The 25246-nt window shown below is 72.3% G+C and carries 20 protein-coding genes; 9 read left to right on the top strand and 11 right to left on the bottom strand.

What is annotated here, in order from left to right; genetic code table 11:
- Positions 1 to 12 precede the first annotated feature (12 nt).
- Complete coding sequence (locus tag AB0A65_RS19755) at positions 13 to 666, bottom strand: endonuclease V (RefSeq protein ID WP_359953487.1); 654 nt, start codon at positions 664 to 666, stop codon at positions 13 to 15.
- A 266-nt stretch (positions 667 to 932) separates the two neighbouring features.
- On the bottom strand, positions 933 to 1205 hold the full coding sequence (locus AB0A65_RS19750; protein WP_359953090.1) for a hypothetical protein: 273 nt from the start codon (positions 1203 to 1205) through the stop codon (positions 933 to 935).
- 168 nt (positions 1206 to 1373) lie between these two features.
- On the opposite strand from AB0A65_RS19750, the gene AB0A65_RS19745 reads away from it, so the two are divergent.
- Positions 1374 to 2456, top strand: coding sequence for an NAD-dependent epimerase/dehydratase family protein (locus AB0A65_RS19745; RefSeq protein ID WP_359953088.1), 1083 nt, complete (start codon positions 1374 to 1376; stop codon positions 2454 to 2456).
- 74 nt (positions 2457 to 2530) lie between these two features.
- On the opposite strand, the gene AB0A65_RS19740 is transcribed toward AB0A65_RS19745, so the two are convergent.
- From AB0A65_RS19740 to AB0A65_RS19720, 5 genes are all read right to left on the bottom strand, one after another.
- Positions 2531 to 3223 carry a hypothetical protein gene (locus AB0A65_RS19740; RefSeq protein ID WP_359953086.1) on the bottom strand — a complete coding sequence of 231 codons (693 nt, stop codon included), beginning with the start codon at positions 3221 to 3223 and terminating at the stop codon, positions 2531 to 2533.
- A gap of 78 nt (positions 3224 to 3301) precedes the next feature.
- The gene (locus AB0A65_RS19735; RefSeq protein ID WP_359953084.1) at positions 3302 to 4450 is read right to left on the bottom strand and encodes a uroporphyrinogen-III synthase; all 1149 of its coding nucleotides are present in this window, start codon (positions 4448 to 4450) and stop codon (positions 3302 to 3304) included.
- A complete protein-coding gene (nirD, locus tag AB0A65_RS19730; protein WP_359953082.1) occupies positions 4450 to 4791 on the bottom strand; it encodes a nitrite reductase small subunit NirD in 342 nt (113 codons plus the stop codon). The genes AB0A65_RS19735 and nirD overlap by 1 nt, the downstream gene beginning before the upstream one ends.
- 5 nt (positions 4792 to 4796) lie before the next feature.
- Complete coding sequence (gene nirB / locus AB0A65_RS19725; RefSeq protein WP_359953080.1) at positions 4797 to 7280, bottom strand: nitrite reductase large subunit NirB; 2484 nt, start codon at positions 7278 to 7280, stop codon at positions 4797 to 4799.
- Entirely contained in the window at positions 7277 to 8698 is a 1422-nt protein-coding gene (locus AB0A65_RS19720; protein WP_359953078.1) for an FAD-dependent oxidoreductase, read from the bottom strand. The genes nirB and AB0A65_RS19720 overlap by 4 nt, the downstream gene beginning before the upstream one ends.
- A 318-nt stretch (positions 8699 to 9016) precedes the next feature.
- Between AB0A65_RS19720 and AB0A65_RS19715 the strand changes: the two genes are divergently transcribed.
- The 5 genes from AB0A65_RS19715 (at position 9017) to ispH (ending at position 16288) form a co-directional block, all read left to right on the top strand.
- On the top strand, positions 9017 to 11485 hold the full coding sequence (locus AB0A65_RS19715) for a germacradienol/geosmin synthase (protein ID WP_359953486.1): 2469 nt from the start codon (positions 9017 to 9019) through the stop codon (positions 11483 to 11485).
- A gap of 466 nt (positions 11486 to 11951) precedes the next feature.
- Entirely contained in the window at positions 11952 to 12746 is a 795-nt protein-coding gene (locus tag AB0A65_RS19710) for a hypothetical protein (RefSeq protein ID WP_359953076.1), read from the top strand.
- 97 nt (positions 12747 to 12843) lie between these two features.
- Positions 12844 to 14265 carry a family 2B encapsulin nanocompartment shell protein gene (locus AB0A65_RS19705; protein ID WP_359953075.1) on the top strand — a complete coding sequence of 474 codons (1422 nt, stop codon included), beginning with the start codon at positions 12844 to 12846 and terminating at the stop codon, positions 14263 to 14265.
- A 74-nt stretch (positions 14266 to 14339) separates the two neighbouring features.
- Entirely contained in the window at positions 14340 to 15353 is a 1014-nt protein-coding gene (locus AB0A65_RS19700) for a polyprenyl synthetase family protein (protein WP_359953073.1), read from the top strand.
- Entirely contained in the window at positions 15350 to 16288 is a 939-nt protein-coding gene (gene ispH, locus AB0A65_RS19695; protein WP_359953071.1) for a 4-hydroxy-3-methylbut-2-enyl diphosphate reductase, read from the top strand. Before AB0A65_RS19700 ends, ispH begins: the two co-directional genes overlap by 4 nt.
- Positions 16289 to 16359: 71 nt before the next feature.
- Here ispH and AB0A65_RS19690 read toward each other — a convergent pair whose 3' ends face one another.
- From AB0A65_RS19690 to AB0A65_RS19680, 3 genes are all read right to left on the bottom strand, one after another.
- Positions 16360 to 17463, bottom strand: a complete 1104-nt coding sequence (locus AB0A65_RS19690) for an alpha/beta hydrolase (RefSeq protein WP_359953069.1) — start codon at positions 17461 to 17463, stop codon at positions 16360 to 16362.
- Positions 17464 to 17584: 121 nt separating this feature from the next.
- Positions 17585 to 19633, bottom strand: a complete 2049-nt coding sequence (locus AB0A65_RS19685) for a molybdopterin oxidoreductase family protein (RefSeq protein ID WP_359953067.1) — start codon at positions 19631 to 19633, stop codon at positions 17585 to 17587.
- 179 nt (positions 19634 to 19812) lie between these two features.
- Positions 19813 to 21222: an MFS transporter gene (locus AB0A65_RS19680; protein WP_359953065.1), complete on the bottom strand. Its 1410-nt coding sequence runs from the start codon at positions 21220 to 21222 to the stop codon at positions 19813 to 19815.
- Between the two features lie 144 nt (positions 21223 to 21366).
- Here AB0A65_RS19680 and AB0A65_RS19675 point away from each other — a divergent pair, with 144 nt between their 5' ends.
- Both AB0A65_RS19675 and AB0A65_RS19670 read left to right on the top strand, forming a co-directional pair.
- On the top strand, positions 21367 to 22284 hold the full coding sequence (locus tag AB0A65_RS19675; RefSeq protein ID WP_359953064.1) for an ABC transporter ATP-binding protein: 918 nt from the start codon (positions 21367 to 21369) through the stop codon (positions 22282 to 22284).
- Positions 22281 to 23387 (top strand): ABC transporter permease, encoded by a 1107-nt coding sequence (locus AB0A65_RS19670; RefSeq protein ID WP_359953062.1) that lies wholly within the window; start codon positions 22281 to 22283, stop codon positions 23385 to 23387. Before AB0A65_RS19675 ends, AB0A65_RS19670 begins: the two co-directional genes overlap by 4 nt.
- On the opposite strand, the gene rsmI is transcribed toward AB0A65_RS19670, so the two are convergent.
- A complete protein-coding gene (rsmI, locus tag AB0A65_RS19665) occupies positions 23368 to 24225 on the bottom strand; it encodes a 16S rRNA (cytidine(1402)-2'-O)-methyltransferase (RefSeq protein ID WP_359953060.1) in 858 nt (285 codons plus the stop codon). The two genes, AB0A65_RS19670 and rsmI, sit on opposite strands and share 20 nt — an antisense overlap.
- 333 nt (positions 24226 to 24558) lie before the next feature.
- On the opposite strand from rsmI, the gene AB0A65_RS19660 reads away from it, so the two are divergent.
- On the top strand, positions 24559 to 25116 hold the full coding sequence (locus AB0A65_RS19660; protein ID WP_359953058.1) for a restriction endonuclease: 558 nt from the start codon (positions 24559 to 24561) through the stop codon (positions 25114 to 25116).
- The last annotated feature ends 130 nt before the right edge of the window (positions 25117 to 25246 follow it).

Genomic DNA, 25246 nt, shown 5'->3' with positions numbered 1-25246 from the left:
GTGGGGTGGGCCCTACCTCATCTCGGCGAGTCGCTTGCGGCCCAACTGGTCCGCGGCGCGGATGGGCTCGGGGAGCCGGTAGCGGGGCGCGAGTTCGAGGATGAGGTCGCGGGCCGAGGCGAGGGTGCGGCGGTGGCCCACGGACACGAACACGGGCTTGACGCCGTCGCGGGTGCGCAGCGCGCATCCGACGGTCTCCTCCCCCGCGGCGATCGGCGACCAGTCGCCGCGGGCCGGGCCGGGGTCGGCGACGGGCAGGTGCGGCGGGTTCTTCGCGACGCCGATCGCGGGCGCGTCGAGCACGACGCCGAGGTGGCACGCGAGGCCGAAGCGGCGGGGGTGGGTGAGCCCGTAGCCGTCGCACACGTACAGGTCGGGGGCGACGGTGAGCGCCTCGATCGCCTTGAGCAGCAGCGGGAGTTCACGGAACGCGAGGAGCCCGGGCACGTACGGGAAGTCGGAGGTGCCGTGGACGACGGCCTCGTCGAGGACGGCGAGGTCCCCGCGGCGCAGGACGACCGCGGTGGCGACCGCGGTGTCCGAGGCGGTGTCGTAGGCGATGTCAAGGCCCGCAACGGTGTCGATGGGTCTGTCGTCATCGGCGACGACCACGCACCCCGCGAGCTCGGTCTGCATGGCGACCGCCTCGGCCTCGTCCCGAGGCATGCGCACGTGTGCTGCTATTTCCATCCCTAACCCCCACCCACCCGGGGACCGTAGGGGCGAGCCTCCCCCGGGGGTACGACAAGATCCGGTGCTCCCGGCGATCTTGTCACCCGAAACAGTGACACCACCCCCCGGGTCGGGCCGGGGCCCGCGAAGCGGGCGCGGCCGGGGCAAACGCGAGGATTGCGCGGATTCGCTGTCGCCCCCGCTTTCAAGCGTGCCCGGGGGGACCGACAGCGGGGGCGGAGCGGGCCGCGATGCGGCGGTCAGGCTTCGCCGCCCACGTCGAAGTCGAGGTCGAACGGGAAGTCGGCGTCCGAGAAGTCGTCAGGGGCGGTCGGGTCGGACGCGTCCGCCGGGTCCGAGGCGGCGGTCTCGAAGCTGCCGTCGCCTTCAGCCTCGTAGAAGTACTCGTCGGCGCCGTCGGCGCCGAAGAGGTCCGCGGCGCCCGTGTCGGCGCCGGGCGCGGACTCCAGGTCCGCGAAGAAGTCCTCGCCGAAGCCGCCGTCCTCGGCCGCGGCGTCCCAATCGTCGGTCATGGCGCCCTCCCCGGGTCTCTTCCCAGCATATTGAGCCCGCGCGCGCCCCGCCGCAAGACCGCCGCGATGCCATCCTGAATCGCCGGGCGCCCCGCCCGCTGCTGTGAGCGGATGCGCCGTGGGCGAACGCCCTTGCCCGCCGGCCGGTCGGCCGCCATGCTCAAGGGCATGAGCACGCAACCGAAGCGGATCCTCGTCCTCGGCGGGACCGTCTACCTGTCGCACAAGATCGCCGCGCTCGCACTCGAACGCGGCCACAACGTCACCGTCGCCTCCCGCGGCGCCAGCGGCGAGCCGCCGAAGGGCGCCGAGTTCGTCGCCGTCGACCGCAGCGTCGAAGGCGGCGTGGAAGCCCTGCGCGGCAGGGAGTTCGACGCGGTCTTCGACGTCGCGCGCATCCCCGCGCACGTCCCGCCCGTCCTCGACGCCCTCGCCGACGGCGCCGGGCACTGGTCGTTCATCTCCTCGATCTCCGCCTACGCCGAGCACGCCACGGTCACCGACGAGGTGTACGAGCCGGCCCCGGACGACTCCACCGACCCGTCCGTGGAGGTCTACGGCGCCAGCAAGGTCGCCATCGAGAACATGGTGCGCGAGCGCCTCGGCGACCGCGCGCTCGTCACCCGCCCCGGCCTCATCGTCGGCGCCGGGGACCCGGTCGACCGGCTCGGCTACTGGCCGCTGCGCTTCACCGAGGGCGGCGAGATCCTCGCCCCCGGCCCGCGCGAGCGCCCCGTCCAGTGGATCGACGTGGAGGACTACGCGAACTGGCTCCTCGACGCCGCCGACGCGGGCCTCACCGGCACGTACGACGCGATCGGCGACCACATCGGCATGGAGGCGTTCTTCGACGGCATCGCCGACGCCCTCATCGAGCAGGGCGTCCTCAAGGAGCGCCCGAACCTCACGTGGGTGACGCAGGAGTTCATCCTCGAACAGGAGGTGACCGCCTGGGCCGGACACGAGTCGCTCGGCTTCTGGGCGCCCTCCCCCGACTACGACGGGCACGGCAGCCGCCCCTCGGCCGGAGCGGTCGCGGCCGGGCTGCGGCTCTCGCCGCTCGCGACCACGATGGAGCGGTGGTGGAACGCCAACGCGGCCGCACCCAGCCTGCGCGCGGGCTTGAGCCGCAAGCGGGAGGGCGAACTGCTCGCGGCCTGGCACGGGACGGAGCCCGACACCGAGGCCCTGGAGCGGTACGACCGCGAGCGCACGTTCCAGGTCCCGCCGCCCACCGCGCCCCCGGGTTAGCCTCCACGGCAACGGAACACGGAACGGCCCCGCCGAATGGCGGGGCCGTTCTCGGTATGTCTCTCGTTGCGCCGCTAGGCGGTCGGCGGCCCGGGCGGCTGCTGGCCGTACGGCGGCTGGCCAGGCTGCTGGCCGTAGGGGGGCTGCTGGTACGGGCCCGCGCCCAGGTCCTCCTTGCGGAAGAACTCGTTCGAGGCCGGGATCGCGAGCAAGATGACCACGAGCAGCGAGCCGACGATGAACATGAGGATCGTGACCCAGTCGAGGGTGTTCACCCACACCGGCGTCGCGTTCTCCACCGCCGTCGTCATCTCGTCCTGGTACTCGGTGCCGTTGACGTTGTAAGTGGTCTCGCCGATCTTCCCGATGAGACCGAACAGGCCGCAGCACAGCAGCGCGATGCCCGACAGGATCCACGACAGGATGCGCCCGGCCCGGTTGCCCTTGGAGTTCAGGATGCCGAGGATCACGTAGAACACCGCGAACAGCAGGTACACGCCCGCGACGGCCGCGAACGTGACGGTCATGATCGTGGAGATGTCGTCGGCCGTGATGCCCGCGTCGGAGAGCGACGGGTCGTTGAGGACCTCGTCGCTGACGACATCCTTGACCGACGACATGACCGAGAACATCGCGATGCCGGTGATGACGAGGAGCGCCGCCGTCAGGTACTGGACCCACACCACGGCCGTGACCGACCCCGGCCTGGTCTTCGGTCCCTGCGGCAGCGGCTGCTGCGGGTACTGGGGCGCTGGCGGGTACGCCATGGCGTCCTCCGATTCAGATTGCAGGCGGTTACTCGGGCTCCCTCATCGTACAAAGGGAAGCCCCTCGTCGCACACCCCTCACACTTCGAGGTTCAAGCGGTACCCGCGCTTGATCACGGTCTCCACACAGGACCGCAGGCGCACGGCGTCGCGCAGCCGCGTCACCGCCATCTCCACGGCGTGGCCGTCCGCGCCGCGCGGCAGGTGCCCGAGCAGCTCCGCTCTGGAGAGGACCTTCCCGTTCGCGGACGCCAGCGCCCGGATCACGGCCATCGGCGCGGGCGGGAGCTGGAACGGCTGGTCGTCGAGGAGGACCATGTGGCCGCGCAGCTCGATGCGGTGCCCGGTGGCGAGCTGGAGGCGCCGGGAGCGCTTGGGGAGCGCGGAGGCGACGGTGCGCACGAGCGAGCCGAGGCGGGCGCGCTGCGGCTGGACCGTGTCGACCCCCAAGCGGGACAAGGGGGATGCGGTGACGGGTCCGACGGCGACGGGGAGGACGCCGTTGTCCTCGGCGGGGGCGCGGAACGCCTCCAGCATGTCGGCGGCCTGGTCGCCCGCGATGCGCAGGAGCGCGTTCGCGGCGGGCGCGGAGGTGAACGTGACGGCGTCGATGCGGCGCGCGCAGATGGCGTCCACGAGGCGCTGGACCGGGGTGATGTCGGTGGGGAGGGTCCAGCGGTAGACGGGGACGGGGACGGCGGCGCCGCCGCCGGCGCGGACGGTGCGGATGAAGTCCTCGGCGGGGTCGCCGTGGAGCTGGATGGCGACCCGCTGGCCGTTGACGCCGCGTGCGCGGAGGTACTCCACGACTTCGTCGCCGGTCTCGGAGGGCGCGGTCCACTCCTCGGTGAGCCCGGCGGCGCGCACGGCGCCGAGGGCCTTGGGGCCGCGGCAGAGGATGCGGGCGCGGGCGAGGACGTCGAGCAGGTCCTCGCCCATGCCCCATCCCTCTGCGGCCTCCAGCCAGCCGCGGAAGCCGATGCCGGTGGTGGCGACGACGAGGTCGGGGGCCTCGCGGATGAGTTCGACGGTGGCCGCGCGGAGGGCCTCGTCGTCGGGGAGCGGGACGATCCGCAGCGTCGGGGCGACGATCGTGCGGGCGCCGCGGCGCTCCAGCAGGGTCGCGAGCTCGTCGGCGCGGCGCTGCGCGGTGACGGCCACGGTGTAGCCGGTCAGGGGTGCGAGCGTCGTCTCGGCCTCGCGGACGGGGGCTCCGGCGGCGGCCATCAGGCGGCGACTTCCGCTTCGGAGCGGGCGCCCACGCGGATCTCGCCGTCGCGGACTTCCACGGCGTAGACCTCCAGGGCGACGTCGGCGTCGTCGAGGCAGGCGCCGGTGGTGAGGGAGAACGCCTGCTTGAGGAGGGGACTGACGACGACGGGTTCGCCGCCGCGGTCGCCCACGAGCCCGCGGGAGAGGACGTTCGCGCCGGTGAACGGGTCGCGGTTGGCGACAGCGTGGAGGCTGTCGTCGAGGAGGCGGAACAGGGCGACCTGGGCGCCGTCCGCGAGGAGCGCGGCGACGCCGCGCCCGGGGACGAGCCGGTCGAATGCGCAGATGGGTTCCACGTGGATCACTTCCCTTGGGACGAGCGGATGACGGGCGTGCCGAGCAGGACGGGCCGGGAGCGCTCGGTGCTCCCGGCGGGGAACTTCTGGCCGCGGACCTCCTCGAACTCGATGGAGGGGTCGGGGGTCTCGGGGGCGTTGACGAAGGACACGAACCGCTGGAGCTTCTCGGGGTCGTCGATGACGCCCTTCCACTCGTCGGCGTAGTGCTCGACGTGCTTGACCATCATGGCGTCGAGGTCGGCGCAGATCCCGAGCCGGTCGTCCACGACGACGCCGCGGAGGTAGTCGAGGCCGCCGTCGAGGGCCTCGACCCATTTGGAGGTGCGCTGGAGGCGGTCGGCGGTGGAGATGTAGAACATGAGGAACCGGTCGATGGTGCGGACCAGGGTCTCGGAGTCCACGTCGGACAGGAGGAGGTCGGCGTGGCGGGGCGTGAAGCCGCCGTTGCCGCCGACGTACAGGTTCCAGCCGTGCTCGGTGGCGATGACCCCGAAGTCCTTGGAGCGGGCCTCGGCGCATTCGCGGGCGCACCCGGAGACCGCGGACTTGAGCTTGTGGGGGCTGCGCAGGCCGCGGTAGCGCAGTTCGAGGTCGATGGCCATCTTCACGGAGTCCTGGACGCCGTAGCGGCACCAGTCGGTGCCGACGCAGGACTTGACGGTCCGCAGGGCCTTCCCGTAGGCGTGGCCGGACTCGAACCCGGCGTCCACGAGCTTGCGCCAGATCTTCGGGAGGTCCTCGACGCGGGCGCCGAACATGTCGATGCGCTGGCCGCCGGTGATCTTGGTGTAGAGGTCGAACTCCTTGGCGACCTCGCCGATGACGATGAGCTTGTCGGGGGTGATCTCGCCGCCGGGGATGCGCGGGACGACGGAGTAGGTGCCGTTGCGCTGCATGTTGGCGAGGAAGTGGTCGTTGGTGTCCTGGAGGGCGGCCTGCTCGCCGTCGAGGATGTGGCCGTTGGAGAGCGACGCGAGGATGGAGGCGACGGCGGGCTTGCAGAGGTCGCAGCCGGAGCCGGCGCCGTGGCGGGCGATGAGCTCGGAGAACGTGGTGATGCCGGTGACCTTGACGATGTCGAAGAGTTCGGCGCGGGACTGCGTGAAGTGCTCGCACACGGCCTTGGAGACCTCGACGCCGCCTTCGGCGAGGAGCTGCTTGAGCATGGGGATGCAGGAGCCGCAGGAGGTGCCGGCCTTGGTGCAGGACTTGAGTTCGGCGACGTCGTGGCAGCCTTCGTGGATGGCGCCCATGATCTCGCCCTTGGTGACGGCGTTGCAGGAGCAGACCTGCGCGCCGTCGGGGAGGGTGCCTTCGACCTCGCCGCCGCCGAGGAGGTCGGCGAGCTTCCCGGGGACCTTCCCGCCGACGCTGGCGCGCAGCAGCGGGTACGGCTCGGCGTCGCCGACGAGCATGCCGCCGAGGAGGGTCTGGGCGTCGTCGGAGAGGACGAGTTTCGCGTAGGTGCCGTTCGCGGGGTCGAGGTAGGTGGTGGCGAGGGGCCCGTCGAAGGCGCCGAACTGGGCGACGTCGACGCCGAGGAGCTTCAGCTTGGTGGACATGTCGGCGCCGGGGAACGTGGCCTCGCCGCCGGCGAGCCGGTCGGCGACGGTCTCGGCCATCGCGTACCCGGGGGCGACGAGTCCATAGCAGACGCCTTCCATGGCGGCCACTTCTCCGATGGCGTACACGTCGGGGTCGGAAGTGGCGCAAGAGGAGTCGGTGACGATGCCGCCGCGCTCGCCGACCTCGACGCCGCAGTCGCGGGCGAGCTGGTCGCGGGGGCGCACGCCCGCGGCGAAGATGATGAGGTCGGTGTCGTAGGCGACGCCGTCGCGGTTGGTGTCCATGCGCAGGCGCCCGTCGACCGCGGAGATCTTCGTGCCTCCGGTGCCGCAGTCGACGCCGATGCCGAGCTTCTCGATGTGCTGCTTGAGGACCCCGCCTCCGGCCTCGTCGAGCTGGCGGGCCATGAGCCAGGGCGCGAACTCCACGATCTGCACGTCGAGGCCGAGGAGCTTCAGGGCGTTCGCCGCTTCGAGGCCGAGGAGGCCGCCGCCGATGACGGTGCCGTGGCGGCGCCCCTCAGCGTGGGCCTTGATCCCTTCGAGGTCCTCGATGGTGCGGTACACGAACACGCCGGGCAGGTCCGCGCCCTCGACGGGCGGGACGAACGCGTACGAGCCGGTCGCGAACACGAGTTTGTCGTACGGGTACTCTCCGGTCGCCGAGCGGACCACTTTGGACTCGCGGTCGACTTCCGTCGCGGCCTCGCCGAGGCGCACCTCCACGCCGTCGAGGTCCGAGGCGAGCGAGAGCTCCTCGGCGCTGACGCCGTCGAAGAACGCCGACAGGCGGACCCGGTCGTAGGCGGGGCGGGGCTCCTCGCACAGGACCGTGACGTCCCATGACGGGTCGCGCTGGGCGACCGCCTCCAGGAACCGGCGGCCGACCATGCCGTCGCCGATGACAACGAGTTTGCTCATGCTGACACCTCATCGAGTTGTTCCGCGGCCTGGCCGAGGCCGGCGACGGTGCCGGCCAGCCACTTGCAGAGTCCGGCGACGTCCTCGGTGCAGGTACCGCACCCGGTGGACGCCTGCGTCGCGTCGGACAGGGCCTGGGGCGTGCGCGCGCCGTTGAAGAACGCGGTGCGCAGCTCCCCCTTCGTGACGTTGTTGCAGCGGCAGACCACGACCTCGTCGGGCATGGACGCCGGGGTCTCGGGGGCCACCGACACGGATTCGCCGGGGCGGCCCATGAGAAGGGTGCGGCGGTCGTGCGGCACCGGGTCGCCGGTGTCGAACAACTGGACCACCTGGCCCACCATCGGGTTGTCGCCGAGCATGACCGCGCCCGCGAGGCGGCCCTCGGCGTCGATGACCAGCCGCGCGTACGTGCCGCGCCGCGGGTCGGCGAAGGAGACGACCTCGTCGCCGTCCACGTCGCCCATCGCGGCCAGGTCGATCCCGGCCGCCTTCAGGCGGGTGACGAGGCGCGAGCCCTCGTAGGCGGCGTCGGGGTTGACGCCGGAGAGGAGGTCGGTGACGACGTCGGCCTGCTCCCACGCGGGCCCGACGAGCCCGTACGTGCCGCCGCGGTGCTCGGCGCAGTCGCCGACCGCGAACACGTCGGGGCTGGAGGTGCGGCACTGGTCGTCGATGACGACCCCGCGGCCGGTCTCCAGTCCCATCGCCTGCGCCAGTCCGATGTTCGGGCGGATGCCGCAGGAGACGACCATGAGCTGGCCGGTGACGGTGCGCCCGTCGGCGAGGACGAGCGTGAGCCCGTCGTCGCCGTGGACGATCTTCACGGTGCGCGCGTCGGTCACGGAGTCGACCCCGAGTTCGGCGTACGCGTCCGCGAGGACCCGCGCGCCGAGGGAGTCGAGCTGGCGGTCCATGAGGTGGCCGCCGGAGTGGACGACGGTGACGTCCATGCCGCGCCCGGCGAGGCCCCGCGCGGCCTCCAGGCCGAGGAGGCCGCCGCCGAGGACGACCGCGCTGGCGCGGTTCGCGGCCTCGTCGAGGATCGCGCGGGCGTCCTCGATGGTGCGCAGGACGTAAGCGCCGGTGGGAAGGGGATCGAGGCCGGGGACCGGGGGGACGAACGCCTCGGCGCCCGTGGCGAGCACGAGCTTGTCGAAGGGCGTCCCGTTGACGGTCTTCGCCTCCAGGTCGACGGTCTCGACGGCCTCCCCGAGGCGCAGCTCGACGTGGTCGGGCGGCACGGGCAGGGCGATCTCGGCCTCGGTCTGCTTGCCCGCGATCATGCTGGAGAGCAGGATGCGGTTGTACGCGGCGTCCGGCTCGGCGCCGAAGACGGTGACGTCGACGCCGCGGCGGCCGAGCTCGCGGGCGATGCGGGCCCCGGCCATGCCGTAGCCGACGATGGCGACCTTCACGCGCTGGACCTCCAGGTGCTGGGCTGACTGCGGACTCGGCCCGGGGGCGGGAAGCGCCCCCTGCGGCCGGGCCGTCGGAGCGACGGCGCTGTCAGCCCCCGACTGGCGTCCAGGTTCGCCCGGGGCTGTTTCGCGATCGGGCGGGCAATGTTTCGCGCGTGCTAAGTAGTGCGCACGCTTCGGCGCCTCGGCCTGGACGGTTCGTGCACGTCACCCGACGGGGTGTAGCGACGGCCTCACCGTTGCACCTACAGTGAAATCTGCCTTGCAGGACAGGTTTCACCCAAAGGGACACGTATGACAGAAAATCACCCGTTCGTGTTGCCGACGTTCTATCTCCCCTACCCCGCCCGGCTGAATCCGCACGTCGAGGGCGCCCGCGCCCACGCGCGGACCTGGGCGAAGGAGATGGGGATGCTCGACGCCCCCGCCGAAGGGGGCGGGGTGATCTGGGACGAGGCCGAGCTCGACCGCCACGACTACGGGCTGCTGTGCGCGTACACGCACCCCGACTGCGGCGCGCCCGCGCTCGACCTGGTCACCGACTGGTACGTGTGGGTGTTCTTCTTCGACGACCACTTCCTCGACGCGTTCAAGCGCACCCGCGACAAGGCCGGGGCGAAGGCGTACCTCGACCGCATCCCCCTGTTCATGCCCCTGGACCTGGGGCCGAGCCCCGAGCCGGAGAACCCGGTCGAGCTGGGGCTCAGGGACCTGTGGGACCGGACCGCGCCGTCGATGTCCATGGGCTGGCGCGAGCGCTTCCTCGTGTCCACGGTGAACCTGCTGTTCGAGTCCCTGTGGGAGCTCGACAACATCACGTCGGACCGCGTCGCCAACCCGATCGAGTACATCGAGATGCGCCGCAAGGTCGGCGGCGCCCCGTGGTCGGCCGGGATCGTCGAGTACGCCGTGGGCGCGGAGGTCCCCGACCAGGTCGCGGGCTCGCGGCCGCTGAAGGTCCTGCGCGACACGTTCTCCGACGCCGTGCACCTGCGCAACGACCTGTTCTCGTACGAGCGGGAGGTCACCAGCGAGGGCGAGAACGCGAACGCGGTCCTCGTCTTCGAGCGGTTCCTGGGCCTGGACACGCAGCCCGCGGCCGAGCTCGTCAACGACGTGCTCACCTCGCGGCTCCACCAGTTCGAGAACACCGCGCTCACCGAGATCCCGGTGCTGTGCGCCACCGAGGGGGTCACGCCGCCCGAGCAGCTCGCGATCGCCCTGTACGCCAAGGGGCTCCAGGACTGGCAGGCCGGGGGCCACGAGTGGCACATGCGCTCCAGCCGGTACATGAACGACGCCGCCGACCGGGTCCTCAGCGGGCCCAACGGGATCGGCACGTCCCAGGCGCGCATCGCCGCGTCCGGGCTGAAGCAGCACGCGCGGTCCCCGTTCAAGAAGGTCGGGCCGACGGCGCTGCCCGCGTTCCACCAGCCGTTCGCCTTGCGGCTCAACCCGAACCTCGACGCGTCCCGCGAGCACGCCGTGGAGTGGGCCGCGGCCATGGGGTTCCTCGCGCCGGACCCGGCCCTGCCGGGCTCGGGCCTGTGGAACCGGCGCCAGTTCCTCGGCTTCGACTTCGCGCTGTGCTCGGCCGGGATCGACCCCGAAGGCACCGCGGAGGAGCTCGACGCCTCCTCCGACTGGCTCTCGTGGGGCACCTACGGCGACGACTACTACCCGGCTGCGTTCGGGCGCGGCCGCGACCTCAGCGCCGCCGTCGCGCAGCACCGGCGGCTCCTGGAGTTCATGCCCGTCGACCTCGGCGCAGTGCCCGTGGCGGTGAACCCGCTGGAGCTGGGCCTGGACGACCTGTGGCGGCGCACCGCGCCCGCGTTCGACGAGCGCGGCCGCGGCGAGTTCCGTGCGGCCGTGGAGAAGATGCTCGAAGGCTGGCTGTGGGAGCTGCACTCCGAGGGCCAGAACCGCGTGCCCGACCCGGTCGACTACGTGGAGATGCGCCGCGACTCGTTCGGCTCGGACCTGACGATGTCCCTCGCGCGATTGCGCGCCGGACGCGAAGTGCCCGACGAGGTGTGGCGGTCGCGGCCGCTCCAGTGGATGGAGGCGTGCGCGATGGACGCGGTGTGCCTGCTCAACGACGTGTGCTCGTACCACAAGGAGGTCGAGTACGAAGGGCAGCTGGCGAACGGCGTCGTCGTCATCGAGGAGTACCTCGGGGTCGGCCGCGACGAGGCCGTGCGCATCGCCGCGGCCCTCGCGGACGCGCGCATCGAGCAGTTCCAGATGGTCGAGGCGAACGACCTGCCCGGCCTGGCAGAGGAGCACGGGCTCGACGCCGCCGCGCAGACCGCGCTCGCGTCCTACGTGGAGGACCTGAAGAACTGGATCGCCGCGATCCACAAGTGGCACCTGGACGGCACCGACCGGTACGACGAGGCGGCCCTGCGGCGCCTCGGCGACGCCTCCCCCGGTTCCACTGCGGCCCACGGGGTCGGGCGGTTCCTGGAGGCGGGCGGGCCCGACGGGCCCCCGGTCCCGGCGCGGTACCGGGTCCCGGGGCCTCCGTCGTGGCGCGACTACCTGCCCGCGCGGCCCGAGAACGCGGCCCCGGCGCCCATCGCGGCGACGAACGCGAGCATCGCGGCCGCCATGCGCTTCTTAAGGACCTCGGAGCCGTCGTCCTCCTCTTCGGGGACCGGCGCCGCCGCTTCCTCGACCGCCAGCCCGCCGGGCAGCGGCCCGGGGTCCGGCGGCGGCGCCTCGGACTCGGACTCGGGCGCGGCGCTCCCAGGGGGCTCCTCACTGGACGGCACCGGCTGAGCCGGGGCCTCGGACTCGGACTCGGAAGGGGACGGCGATGGCTCGGGCGACTCGGGCGCCGGAGGCGCGGGCGGCGCGGCCGAAGGCGTCGGGCTCGGCGGCGGTTCGGCGGGGCTCGACGGCTCGGGTTCCTCCGTCTCGCAGTGCGGGTGCGGGGGATGCGGCGGGTGCGGGGGATGCGGTCCGGCGAAGGTCGGATACGGCGGGTACTCGGGATAGGTCCAGCACGGGTACCCGGGGAACGTCGGATAGCCCGGGTACGTCGGGTGGTCCGCGTGCCCGGCCTCGTCCGCTTCCGAAGGCGTCCAACCGTAGTCGAGGGCCAGCGCGACCCCGGAGAAGCCCATGAGCGCGACGGCCGCGATGACCAAGGCCACTAGGCGCCGCACGTATCCCACCGCAATCTTCTGCGTTGTTCATCACTGTTCATGCCTTTTATTTTGCTTTACGAAGTTTGGTGAGGTCAATGCCCATCTGGCTCCAGGGACTCCTGTTCACCCTCATGGTGGTCGCGGCCGCCTGCGTGGTCATCGCACTGCTCCAGCGGTTCGCGCCTCCCACGAACCGCGCGCACAACAACGAGCTCGGGACGACGATCTTCGAGCTGCTCACCGTGCTCTACGCGATCGTCCTCGCGTTCGTCCTCATCACCGCGTGGGAGAACAAGGAGGAGGCGGGGCAGGTGACGTACCAGGAGGCGAACGAGCTGGTCGACGTGTACTGGTCGGCGGCGGCGCTCGACCCGGAGCAGCGGGACCAGGTGCGGGAGGCCGTGCGGGCCTACACGGACGAGGTCATCGAGGAGGAGTGGCCGGCGATGCGCGACCAGGAGCCGGTGTCGGCGGACGGGCTGATGCTGCTCGACGCGATGCGGGCGCCGGTCGCGGGAGCGCAGACCGACGACGACGTGGTGCAGGCGCGGCTGACGGACGCTGAGGACGGGGTCCTGGCGATCACCGAGTTCCGCACCGACCGGCTGCTCCAGGCGCAGCGGGGCCTGAGCGCGGCGATGTGGACGGTGCTGGTGCCGGGCGCGATCCTGGTGTTCGCGGTGATGCTGACGCTGGGGACGCCGACGCGGAAGTACCAGTACGTGCTGGTGGGGCTGATCTCGGGGATGGTCGCGCTCATGCTGTTCGCGACGTACCAGCTGGAGTACCCGTTCAGCCGCAGTGGGGCCAGTGATCCGGTGGCGTACCAGACGGCCGTGGAGCGCTTCGACTACATCGATGCGAACTATGCTCCCGATGAACTCTTTTGAGTGATTTATTGGGATTTACCACCCGGTAGTAAATAAGATGCTATTCGAGCCTTAACCGCCTCGAAGCGAGACCTCGTAGCAAGAAGGACGTGTTCACATGACCGACGCAGTCGTCAGCAACCCGGCAGTCCCCCAGCAGACCTCCAACGGACAGCACGCCCAGACCAGCCTCAGCACCGCCGCCGCCCGCAACCTCGCCACCACCACCAAGTCCGTCCCCCAGATGCAGGAGATCACCTCCCGGTGGCTCCTGCGGGTGCTCCCGTGGGTGCAGACCCAGGGCGGCGCCTACCGCGTCAACCGGCGCCTGACGCACGTCGTCGGCGACGGCCGCGTCGAGTTCACCTCCGAAGGGGACGCCGTGCGGGTGATCCCCACCGAGCTCGGCGAGATCGCGCAGCTGCGCGGCATCGACGACGAGGAGGTCCTCGCGGCCCTGGCCGACCGGTTCGAGCAGCGCGAGATCCGCGCCGGCGAGCACCTCGCGCAGCAGGGCGCACCGGTCGACGGCCTGCACCTGGTCGCGCACGGGCGCGTCGAGCAGTTCGGCGAGGGCAAGTTCGGCGACCGGTTCTCCCTCGGGGTCCTGGTCGACGGCGACCACTTCGGCGAGGAGCTGCTCACCGAGTCCGGGCCGGTGTGGGGCCACGACGTCATCGCGGCCACGCCGGCCACGGTCCTGACGCTGCCGACGGCCGCGGTCGCCGAGCTGGTGGAGCGCATCCCGGCGCTGGCGGCGCACCTGGAGCGGTACCGGGCGGGCCGGTCCGCGAAGCAGAACAAGCACGGCGAGTCGGCGATCGACATCGCCGCGGGCCACACCGGGGAGCCGGACCTGCCGACGACGTTCGTGGACTACGAGCTGGCGCCGCGGGAGTACGAGCTGGCGGTGGCCCAGACGGTCCTGCGCGTCCACACGCGCGTCGCGGACCTGTACAACCAGCCGATGAACCAGATGGAGCAGCAGCTCCGGCTCACCGTCCAGGCCCTGCGCGAGCAGCAGGAGGACCAGATGGTGAACAACCGCGAGTTCGGGCTCCTGCACAACGCGGCGCTGAGCCAGCGCATCCCGACCCGCTCGGGCCCGCCGACCCCCGACGACCTGGACGAGCTGATCTCGCGGCGCCGGGACACGCGGGTGATCCTGGCGCACCCGAAGGCCATCGCGGCCATCGGGCGCGAGTGCAGCAAGCGGGGCCTGTACCCGACGCCCGCGGAGTACGACGGGCACCACATGCCGGCGTGGCGGGGCGTCCCGATCCTGCCGTGCAACAAGATCCCGATCACCGCGGCGGGCACGACCTCGATCATGGCGATGCGCCTGGGCGAGGACGAGCAGGGCGTGGTGGGCCTGCACCAGACGGGACTGCCGGACGAGTACGAGCCGGGGCTCTCGGTGCGGTTCATGGGGATCGACGAGAAGGCCGTCATGTCGTACCTGGTGAGCGCCTACTTCTCGGCGGCCGTGCTGGTGCCCGACGCGCTCGGCATCCTCGAACACGTCGAGATCGGACGCTAGTGAGCCCCGGGCGGCCGCGGAGCGCACCGCCGCGGCCGCCCGGGCCCGTACCCCCGAGATTGGGAGGCCCCCGCATGACCGTCCTGACCGACCAGTACACCGCCGAGCGCGAGGCCATCGACGCGGGCCTGCGGGCCGCCGCGAGCAGGCTGCCCGCACCGGCCGCGCGGATCGCGGCCTACCACTTCGGATGGACCGACGAGGCCGGGAACCCGGTCGAGGCGAACTCCGGGAAGGCCCTGCGCCCGCTCCTGACGCTCCTGGCGGCGAAGACCGTCTCGGGCGACTGGCGGGCCGCCGTCCCGGCCGCCGTCGCGGTCGAGATGGTCCACAACTTCTCCCTCATCCACGACGACATCATCGACCGCGACGGCCTGCGGCGGCACCGCCCGACCGCGTGGAAGGTCTTCGGGGTCAACGACGCGATCCTGGTCGGCGACGCGCTGCACGCGCTCGCGTTCGAGGTGATCGCGGAGGCGGGCGGCGACCGGGCCCCGGCGGGCGCGGGGCTGCTCGCGCAGACCGTGCGGGCGCTCATCGAGGGGCAGCTGGCGGACACGCGGTTCGAGGGCCGCGAGCACGTGGAGCTGGCCGAGTGCGTGGCGATGAGCGAGGCGAAGACCGCGTCGCTCATGGGCTGCGCGACGGCCCTCGGCGCCCTGTTCGGCGGCGGCACCCCCGAGCAGGTGGAGGCGCTGCGGGACTTCGGGTCCCGGCTCGGGCTGGCGTTCCAGCACGTGGACGACCTGCTGGGGATCTGGGGCGACCCGGCGGTCACCGGCAAGGCCGTCTACTCGGACCTGCGCAACCGCAAGAAGTCCCTGCCGGTGACGGCCGCGCTCGGTTCGGGGCACCCCGACGCGCCCGAGCTGGCGGCCCTGTACCGGGCCGGGGTGCCCTTGGACGAGGACGGGCTGCGGCGCGCGGCGGCGCTCGTGGAGTCGTGCGGGGGCCGCTCGGCCAGCCAGCGCGCGGCCGAGTCGCTGACGGCGGCGGCCGCGCGCGGGCTGGCGGACCGGCGGCTGCACGGCGGGGCGGTCGCGGAGCTGACGAGCCTGGCCGCGAGCACCGTCGGCAGGGCGTGGTGACCGCGGTCCGAAAAGTCCTGCTGCCGTCGCCGCGGTCGTTCTGCGCGGGCGTGGAGCGGGCGATCGAGATCGTGGAGCGGCTGCTGGAGCGGCACGGCCCGCCGGTGTACGTGCGCAACCAGATCGTCCACAACGCGCAGGTCGTGGCGGGCCTGGAGGCGCGCGGGGCGGTGTTCGTGTCCGAACTGGACGAGGTCCCCGCGGGTGCGCTGGTGGTGTTCTCGGCGCACGGGGTGGCCCCGGCGGTGGAGGCCGAGGCGGCGCGGCGGGGCCTGGACGCGGTGGACGCGACGTGCCCGCTGGTCGCGAAGGTCCACGCGGAGGCGAAGCGGGCCGCGGACGCGGGCGACACGGTGGTCCTCATCGGGCACGAGGGCCACGAGGAGGTGGTCGGCACGATGGGGGTGGCGCCGGACCGGACGGTCCTGGTGGAGAACGCCACCGACGTGGCGGCGCTGCGCGTCGCGGACGAGCGGCGGGTCACCTACCTGAGTCAGACGACCCTCGCGGTGACGGAGGTCGACCAGATCGCGGCGGCCCTGCGGGACCGGTTCCCGCACATCAGGGGCCAGGGGGCCGAGGACATCTGCTACGCGACGAGCAACCGCCAGGCCGCGGTCGCGGCGGTCGTCGGGGAGGCGGACCTGGTGCTCGTGGTCGGGTCGGCGAACTCGTCGAACTCGAACCGGCTCGTGGAGCTGGCGCGGGCCGCCGGGGTGGCCGCGCACCTGGTCGAGACGGCCGCGATGGTCGATCCGGCGTGGCTCGACGGTGCGGCGGCGGTGGCGGTGACCGCGGGCGCCTCGGCGCCGCCGCGGCTCGTGGACGAGGTGGTGGCGATGATCGCGGCCCTCGGCCCGGTCGAGGTCACCGAGCGGCCCGTTGCGGAGGAGACGCAGGAGTTCCTCCTCCCCCAGCGGCTCCGGGGGGCGTGAGGTCGGCCCGGCCGCGCGCGGTGCGCGGCCGGGCCTCCTGGTTTCCCTTGCGGGTCTTACGGGTTGTGGCTCTACTGCATCTCGAACGCCAGCTCCGGCCACTCAGCGGTGGGCCCGTCGAGGACGGGTGCGTCCTCGCAGCCCAGCTCCTGGTCGGCGAAGGCCGTCACGACCGCGCGGGTGAGTTCGAGGGCGCGGTCGCCGTCCATCTCCTGGAGCGGGACGCCGAGGTCCTTCGCGAACGGCGCGAGGTCGGTGAAGGACGAGTGGGTGGTCTGCTCGGCGCGGATCCACCGCTTCCAGTCGCCCATCTGCGCCCACGCGTTGCCCCAGGACTCGTCCACGCCGGGGACGGCGTTGGAGGCGTTGCCCAGGAGCAGGAACGGGACGTCCACGGGGGCGTCCTCGTCGTCGTGCATGGACCCGTCGAGGTTGAACCCGGCGGCGAACCGGTCGTCGGTCTGGACGGCGGCGTGCGCGGCCGAGCCGCCCATGGAGTGCCCGCCGACGACGACCCGGCCGGCGTCGAGGTGGCGGCGCCACTCGGAGCCGCGGGCGGTCAGCTCGTCGAGGACAAACGACAGGTCGGCGGCGCGGTTGGCGGTGACGGTGGGGCCGTCGGGGTTCGCCTCGCAGGCGAGGCACGGGTTCGTGGTCCCGTCCGCGAGGGTGATGGGGGCCTCGTAGTTGTGGCCGACGGCCGCGACGGCGTAGCCCTGGCTGGCGAGCTCCTCGGCGAGGCCGGTGAGCGTGGCGCGCGGGAAGCTCCAGCCCGGCGAGAGCATCACCAGGGGGAGGCGCCCGCGGACCGGTTCGGCCCCGGCGACGGCGTTGGTGGCGACCTCGGCGAAGTACCCGTCGGGGCCGGGGTTCCCGACCTGGCCCATGAACAGGGCCGACTCCTCGGGGGTCAGGTACGGTGCGGCCGTGCCGGTCTCGTCCGTGGGGTACCACATGGTGACCATGAGGGTCCGGTCCTCGCCGGGGACCCACGGGTCGGCGCGGTCCTCGTCGGTGAGTTGCAGGACCGTGGAGCCGACGGCGCTCGGCCCGGTGGGCGCGGCGAGCGTGAACGACGGGTCGGCGGGCTGGGCGACCGCGGGGACGGCCCCGAGGCCGACCGCGGCCGCGGCGGCGGCCGCGACGAGGACGGTCCGTCTCGTGCTGCGTTGCAAAGGAGGTCCAATCGGTGGGAGGTCCGCGGCCCGGTATCGGGCCGCCCCACCACCGTATGGACGCGGGGGCCTTCCCCGCCTGGGTCTTTCGACCGGTCCGGGTCGGTCGTTCGACCGGTCTTCAGCGCGGGCCGGGCGCGGGCGCGATCTTGACGGCGCAGACCTTGAACTCGGGCATGCGGGAGATCGGGTCGAGCACGTCCGAGACGGCGGCGTTCGCGTTGGCGGCGCCGGGGAAGTGGAACGGGCTGAACACGGTGTCGGGCCGGATGTCGGCGCTGAGCCGGGCCGGGGCGGTGTAGGAGCCGCGCCGGGAGGTGACGCGCACCAGGTCGCCGTCGCCGATGCCGTGGCGCACGGCGGTGTCGGGGTGGATCTGGAGGAACTGCTCGCCGTCGAGGGAGCCGATGCGGCGGGTCTGGGCGCCGGACTGGTACTGCGTGAGGATGCGGCCGGTGGTCAGGTACAGCGGGTACACGGAGTCGCGGCGCTCGGCGGGGTGGCGGTGGTCGACGGCCGTGAACCGGGCCCGGCCGTCGGGGGTGGGGAACGCCAGGTCGGCGAACATTCGCGGCGTGCCGTCGTGGTCGGGCGCGGGGACCGGCCACTGGAACGACTGGGTCTCCATGCGCCCGTAGGTGATCCCCGAGTAGTCGGCCTTGCCGCCCGCGGAGGCGCGGCCGAGTTCGGCGAAGATCTCCTCCGGGTCGGTCGAGTACGTGCCGGGCGCGTCGAGGCGCGCGGCGAGCTCGCGCATGATCCACAGGTCGGAGCGGACCTCCCCGGGGGCGGGGCGCAGGGACCGGCGGCGGATGACGCGGCCTTCGAGGTTCGTCATGGTGCCGTCCTCCTCGGCCCACTGCGTCACGGGCAGCACGACCTCGGCGAGGCGCGCGGTCTCGGACATGACGAAGTCGAGGGAGACGAGGCAGTCGAGGTCCTTGAGCCGGTCGGCGACCCGCGCGGCCCGCGGCGCCGACACGACCGGGTTGGAGCCCAGCACGAACAGCATCCGCACCTCCTCGCCGCACTTGCGCAGCAGCTCCACGGCCGAGACGCCGGGCCCGGGGATCGTCTCGGGGTCGACGCCCCACACGCCCGCGACGTGCTCGCGCGCAGCGGGATCGGTGATCATCCGGTACCCGGGCAGCTGGTCGGCCTTCTGCCCGTGCTCGCGCCCGCCCTGCCCGTTCCCCTGCCCGGTGAGGCACCCGTACCCCGAGGACGGTCGCCCCGGCAGGCCCAGGGCCAGCGCCAGGTTGATCCACGCGGTGACCGTGTCGACGCCCTTCGCGTGCTGCTCGGAGCCGCGCGCGGTGAGGATCGCGGTCCGCTTGCCCGCGATGAGGCGGGCGGCGGCGTACAGGTCGGGGACGGAGACGCCGGTGATCCGCTCGACGAACGCGGGCCAGTACCCGGCGGCGGTCTGGCGGACCTCGTCGAAGCCGGACGTGTGGTCGGCGATGTAGGCGCGGTCGAGGAAGCCCTGCTCGATCGCGATGTGCAGCAGGCCGTTCGCGAGCGCGAGGTCGGTGCCGGGGGCGGTCTGGAGGTGGAGCTGCGCGGCCTCGGCGGTGGCGGTGCGCCGCGGGTCCACGACGATCAGCTCGGCGTTCTGGAGGAACCGCATGAACGGCGGCATGGTCTCGGCGGGGTTCGCGCCGACGAGGACCACGACCTCGGCGTCCTTGAGGTCCTCGGCGGGGAAGGGGAGGCCGCGGTCGATGCCGAACGCGCGGTTGAGGGCCGCGGCGGCCGAGGACATGCAGAACCGGCCGTTGTAGTCGATGTGCCTGGTGCCCAGGGCGAGTCGGGTCCACTTGCCGAGCTGGTAGACCTTCTCGTTGGTGAGCCCGCCGCCGCCGAAGACGCCGACGGCGTCCTTCCCGTGCGCGGCCTGCACGGCCTTGACGCGGTCGGCGACGTGGTCGAGGGCCTCGTCCCAGGACACGGGCCTCCCGTGCAGGAGCGGGGCGGTGATCCGGTCGGGGTGGTCGAGCAGCTCGGGGGAGGTCCACCCCTTCTTGCACATGCCGCCGCCGCGCGGCGCGGCCGTGACCGTCCCGTCCGCGTCCTCTTCGAGCCGCATGCCGCACTGGAGCGCGCAGTACGGGCAGTGCGTGTCGGCGCTGCGGAGGACGGGGAGGCGCGTGCGGGAAGAGTCCTGCATGGCGGAGCCATTCTGGTTTGGGGAAGCGAGCGAAGCGAGCGGCTGGGCGGGGCGACGGGCGCGGGACATTCGGCGAGTGTGCCCAGGGGTCGTTACGCGGCCGCACTGGTGATGTTTCAGGAATGCTAAGTGGCCCGCAATCGCCGGGAGGCGGCGATTGCGGGCCGTGCCGTGCAGGGTCAGACCTTGGCGTACGCGAGGCTCGGGGCCTTCGCGACGAGCACGGTGCGCTGGTAGCACCACCAGTTGAGGACCAGGAAGAACGCGTACGCGCCGACGAACGCCCACATCGCGGGGACCACCGACCCGGTCGTCTCGTTCGCGATCCGGAAGCCCTGGTTGATGAGGAACCCGCCGAACGCGCCGATCGCGGAGATCCACCCGAGGGCCGCGGCGGTGATCTTCTTGGCCTGCAGCACGTCCGCTTCGCTCGCGGTGCCGCCCGCCGCGGCGGCGGCCTCGGCCTGGAAGATCGCCGGGATCGACCGGTACGTGGAGCCGTTCGCCACCCCGGAGCAGACGAACAGGACCATGAACGAGGCGAAGAACAGCGCGAACGAGCCCGCGTTGATGCCCCAGATCGCGCCCATCGCGCCCACGGCCATGAGCGCGAACGCGCCGGAGGTGATCGGGGCGCCCGCGAGCCGGTCGGCGAACCAGCCGCCGACCGGGCGCACCAGGGAGCCGACGAGCGGGCCGAGCGCAGCGATCCACAGGGCGTTGAACTCCGGGAACGCGAGCTTGATGACCAGCGGGAACGCGAACGAGTAGCCGATGAACGACCCGAACGTGCCGATGTACAGGACCGACATGACCCACGTGTGGCGCTTCGCCAGCGCCGGGACCTGCTCGCGCAGCGGCGTGCGCGACACCGACAGGTTGTCCATCGCCCGCCACGCCATGACCGCGGCGAACACGGCCAGGAGCAGCCACAGCAACGGCACGTTGTGCAGGTAGAACGCCTGCCCGGTGTCGGTGGTCCCCTGCGAGGTGCCGAGGACCGCCGCGCCGATGACCAGGGGCCCGAAGAACTGCACGGCCGCGACGCCGATGTTCCCGCCCGCGGCGTTGACGCCGAGCGCGGAGCCGCGGTGGCGCTCCGGGTAGAAGTACGAGATGTTCGCCATCGACGACGCGAAGTTCCCGCCGCCGAACCCGGCCGTGACGCCCGCGACGACGAACAGCCAGTAGGGCGTGCCCGGCGTCATCACGCAGTACGCGAGGAGCCCGGTCGGGATCACCAGGAGCGCCGCGGAGACGATCGTCCAGTTCCGGCCGCCGAACAGGGCCACGGCCGCGGTGTAGGGGATGCGCAGGAACGCGCCGACGAGGTTCGGGACCGCGGTGAGCCAGAACAGCTGGCTGACGGTGAACTCGTACCCCGAGGCCGCCAGGTACGGGGTGATGATGCTGAACATCGTCCACACCGAGAAGCCGAGGTGCTCGGCCAGCACGGACCAGATCAGGTTGCGCCGGGCCGTCCTGCGGCCGGTCGACTGCCAGAAGCCCTCGTCGTCGGGGCGCCAGTCCGAGATCCAGCCTCTGCGGGGGGCGGCCGTGCCGGCCGGGGGCGTCAGTGTCGAAGTCATGGCCACAGCCTCTGCGGGCGGCGTTGCCTGGACGTGCGCCCGCCGTGCCGGGCCCGTGAAGTTCACCTCACGGTCCTGTTACGGACGGTGTGAACGCCGGGCCGAGAACCCCGTCACACCGGCCCATGGCCTAGGTTGGCGCATATGGACGCCGCCATCGAGGTCGCCGACCTCCGCAAGACCTACCGCGGCCGCCGGACCGGCGAGGTCCGCGCGGTCGACGGCGTGAGCTTCCGCGTCGAACGCGGCGAGTTCTTCGGCATCCTCGGCCCCAACGGGGCCGGGAAGACCACCACCCTGGAGATCGTCGAGGGCCTGCGCAAGCCCGACTCCGGCGACGTGCGCCTCCTCGGCCGCTCGCCGTGGCCCCACTCCCCCGAGCTGACCCGCCGCCTCGGCGTGCAGCTCCAGGCGTCCTCGTTCTTCGAGTTCCTCACCGTCGCCGAGCAGATCGGCACCTTCGCCGAGCTGTACGGCGCCTCGAAGGCCCGCGCCGCCGAGATGCTCGACCTGGTCGGCCTCGCCGAGCACGTGAACATGCGGTGCGAGAAGCTCTCCGGCGGCCAGCAGCAGCGCCTCTCCATCGCGTGCGCGCTCGTCGGCGACCCCGAGCTGGTGTTCCTCGACGAGCCGACCGCCGCGCTCGACCCGCAGGCCCGCCGCAACCTCTGGGACCTCATGCGCGCCATCAACGACGAGGGCCGCACCGTGGTCCTCACCACGCACTACATGGAGGAGGCCGAGGCGCTCTGCGACCGGGTCGCCATCATGGACGCCGGGCGCATCAAGGCCGTCGACTCCCCCGCCGAGTTCGTCCGCAAACTCGACGCGCCCACCCGGATCACCGTCGCCGCAGGGCAGCTCGACGACGCCCGCATCGCCGAGCTTGCGATCGACGGGACGGTCACCGCCGCCGACGGCGCGGTCGTGTTCGAGACCCGCGACCCGCGCAAGCTCTTGACCGCGCTGGCCTCCGACGGGGCCCTGGAGGGCCTCGCGGTGCGCACGGCGAACCTCGAAGACGTGTTCCTGCACGTCACCGGACGGGAGTGGCGCGGATGAGCGCGGTGACCGAGGAGCGCACCGGGCGCGAGGCCCCCGCGGGCACGCGGGGGAAGGCGTTCTGGAGCCTGTTCAAGGCCTTGGGCCGCGGGTGGATCCGCGACCGCAGCCAGATCTTCTTCACGATCCTCCTGCCGCTCATGTTCATGGTACTGCTCGCGAGCGTCTTCGGCTCCGGCGACACCGCGGCCTCCCGGATCGTCGCCGTCGGCGACGTCGCGCTCCTGGAGGGCGCCGATCCGGACGAGTTCGACGTCTCCGAGGCGGCGGACCTGGACGCGGCCCTGGAGATGCTCCGCGAGGGCGACGCGGACGCCGCGGTCGTCCAGGACGGCGCGACGGTGCGGATCTACCCGTCGGCCACGAGCTCCACGTCCGGTGCGATCGCCGAGGGGCGGCTCTCCGCGCTCGTCGACGACGTGAACGTCGAGGTCCTCTCCGCTGCGGCCCCGGACGAGCCGGTGCTCGCCACGGACGTCGAGGAGGCGGACGGCGGTGCGCTCCAGCCGATCCAGTACCTCGCGCCGGGCATCCTCGCGTGGGGCGTCGCCATCTCGGGCGTGTTCGGCGCGGCCGGCACGATCGTGGACTGGAAGCGCGACAAGCTCATGCGGCGCCTGCGCCTGACCCCCGCCTCGGTGGGGACGTTCCTGGGCGCGAAGGTCTCCGTGAACCTCGTGGTCGCGGTCGCGCAGACCGCGGTGTTCCTCGCCGTCGCCGCGCTCGGGTTCGGGTTGCAGTTGTCGGCGTGGACGTGGTTCGCGGCGCCGCTGGTCCTGCTCGGCACGTTCGCGTTCCTCGCGATCGGCGTGGTCATCGGCGGCATCGCCCAGACCAGCCCGGCCGCGGCGGGCCTGTCGAACCTGGTGACGATGCCGATGGCGTTCGTCTCCGGCGCGTTCTACCCGCTCGCGCTGTCGCCGCAGTGGGTCCAGTGGCTCTCCTACGCCTCGCCGATGCGCTACCTCAACGAGGCGCTCCAGTCGGTCGTCGTCTACGGCGAGCCGCCGACCGCGGTCCTCCCCCAGATCGGCTTCCTCGCGGCCTTCGCCGCCCTGGTCGCCCTCGTCTCCTGGAAGACCTTCAAATTCGACGAGCTGTGAGCACCGCGTCGTAGACGTCCCTGCGGGTGACGCCGAAGCGGCCCGCGACCTCCTTCATGGCGGCCTTGCGGTCGGTCCCGGCCTCTTCCAGGGCGGCGACGGCCGCGGCCATGGCCTCGGGGGTGGCCTCGCTCGCGTCGGGGCCGGTCCAGCCAGAGACGACGAGGGTGATCTCCCCGCGGGGCGGGTCGGCCTCCGCGCCTTCGGCGAGTTCGCCGAGGGTGCCGCGGCGGACCTCCTCGTGGGTCTTGGTGAGCTCCCGGCACAGGGCCGCGGGCCGGTCGGCGCCGAGCGCCTCGGCCATCGCCCGCAGGGTGTCGGCGACGCGGCGCGGCGACTCGAAGAACACCATCGTGCGCTTCTCCTCGGCGAGCTCGCCGAAGAGGCGGCGCCGCTCGCCGTCCTTGCGGGGCGCGAAGCCCTCGAAGCAGAACCGGTCGCACGGCATCCCCGAGAGCGCCAGCGCGGTCGTCACGGCGCTGGCGCCGGGCGCGCAGGTCACGGGTACGCCGGCGTCGATCGCGGCCCGGACGAGGCGGAAGCCGGGGTCGGAGACCGAGGGCATGCCGCCGTCGGTGATGACGGCGACCCTCGCGCCTTCGCGCAGGCGTTCGAGGAGGGTGTCGGTTCGCCCCGCCTCGTTCGCCTCGAAATACGAGGTGATCTGCGCCCCTGGGACCACATCCAGCTCACTGAGCAGACGCCGCAGCCGCCGGGTATCCTCTGCGGCGATGACGTCGGCCCGGGCCAGCTCGGTCCGCAGACGTGATGAGGCGTCCTCTGGATTTCCCAGGGGCGCACCGAGAAGCACCAGAACGCCCGAAGCATGTGTCGACACCGGGACAGTATCCCCCACCAACGGCGGCGGGGGCCTGCGCCGGTGAACGCGCCGCGACGGGCCGCACATGCAGGATGCCGCGTCATGCTGTCGGGTACCGGACATTGCCCTTACGCGTGAGCGAACGGTAACGGATACTCGTAGTGACAACACAGGCGACATAACGCTAACCGCCCTCGGCGACGCTTGCTAGCCGTAAATTTGTCTAGCCCTCTGAACCAAATGGAGGCCGCCTTGTCCGTGATCCTCAGAGTTGGAGCGGGTCTCGCCGCTCTCATCATCGGCTACTACGTTCTGAGTTTCGTAGCGGACCATTGGGCATGGTTCGCTTCGGTGGCGATCCTGTTGGGGGGCACGGCGATAGCGGGATGGGTCCTGTTCCGCAGCCGCGGCCACGAGCACCGCGACCGCACGCTCACCGCCGAGCGCCACGAACTCATGCGCAACGTCGACCGGATGAACATGCCCTCGTTCGACGCGATGGTCGGCCAGCTCCTCGTGGGCCTGGACGCCAAGCGCGTCAAGAAGTTCGGCCACCGCAAGAACGACCTCGGCTGCAACTTCGTGGTCACCTTCAACAACGGCAAGCGCATCATCGTGCGGGCCAAGAAGGACGACAAGCAGCTGCGCCGCCGCAACGGCAACCGCCATGTGCAGATCCTCGGCGGGGAGATCAAGGCCCGCTGGGACTGCGACGCGGGCGTCATCATCACGAACGCGAACCTGCACTGGATGCACCACGCGGCCCGCAACGAAGCGGTCGCGCGCCAGCTGGGGGTCCTCATCGTGGACCGCGACCGCCTCGCGGAGTGGATCGACACCGGCCAGCCGCCGGCCGAGCTGCGCCCCGTGCGGGCCGCGATCCAGGCCGGGACCGGCGCCGCGCAATGACACGGCCGCGGGGGGGCGGCGGCGCCCCCGGCGCCGGCCCCGCCCCGGCGCCCGCCGGGGGGAGGAGGGGGGGGCCGGCGGGGGGCGTGGGCGCGCCGGGCCCCCGCGCCCGTCGGGGAGGGCGTGCGAG

The sequence above is a fragment of the Glycomyces sp. NPDC047010 genome, assembly GCF_040644205.1.
GTDB lineage: Bacteria > Actinomycetota > Actinomycetes > Mycobacteriales > Micromonosporaceae > Glycomyces.
This window is presented reverse-complemented; position numbering and strand designations above follow the sequence as displayed.

Bases quoted from the DNA above. Each gene is read 5' to 3' on its own strand.
- nirB (WP_359953080.1), bottom strand. From the start codon at position 7,280: ATGAGCAAACTCGTTGTCATCGGCGACGGCATGGTCGGCCGCCGGTTC.
- AB0A65_RS19685 (WP_359953067.1), bottom strand. From the start codon at position 19,633: ATGCAGGACTCTTCCCGCACGCGCCTCCCCGTCCTCCGCAGCGCCGAC.
- AB0A65_RS19705 (WP_359953075.1), top strand. From the start codon at position 12,844: ATGACCGACGCAGTCGTCAGCAACCCGGCAGTCCCCCAGCAGACCTCC.
- AB0A65_RS19680 (WP_359953065.1), bottom strand. From the start codon at position 21,222: ATGACTTCGACACTGACGCCCCCGGCCGGCACGGCCGCCCCCCGCAGA.
- AB0A65_RS19675 (WP_359953064.1), top strand. From the start codon at position 21,367: ATGGACGCCGCCATCGAGGTCGCCGACCTCCGCAAGACCTACCGCGGC.
- AB0A65_RS19670 (WP_359953062.1), top strand. From the start codon at position 22,281: ATGAGCGCGGTGACCGAGGAGCGCACCGGGCGCGAGGCCCCCGCGGGC.
- AB0A65_RS19710 (WP_359953076.1), top strand. From the start codon at position 11,952: ATGCCCATCTGGCTCCAGGGACTCCTGTTCACCCTCATGGTGGTCGCG.
- AB0A65_RS19750 (WP_359953090.1), bottom strand. From the start codon at position 1,205: ATGACCGACGATTGGGACGCCGCGGCCGAGGACGGCGGCTTCGGCGAG.
- AB0A65_RS19740 (WP_359953086.1), bottom strand. From the start codon at position 3,223: ATGGCGTACCCGCCAGCGCCCCAGTACCCGCAGCAGCCGCTGCCGCAG.
- AB0A65_RS19735 (WP_359953084.1), bottom strand. From the start codon at position 4,450: ATGGCCGCCGCCGGAGCCCCCGTCCGCGAGGCCGAGACGACGCTCGCA.
- AB0A65_RS19745 (WP_359953088.1), top strand. From the start codon at position 1,374: ATGAGCACGCAACCGAAGCGGATCCTCGTCCTCGGCGGGACCGTCTAC.
- AB0A65_RS19755 (WP_359953487.1), bottom strand. From the start codon at position 666: ATGCCTCGGGACGAGGCCGAGGCGGTCGCCATGCAGACCGAGCTCGCG.
- AB0A65_RS19700 (WP_359953073.1), top strand. From the start codon at position 14,340: ATGACCGTCCTGACCGACCAGTACACCGCCGAGCGCGAGGCCATCGAC.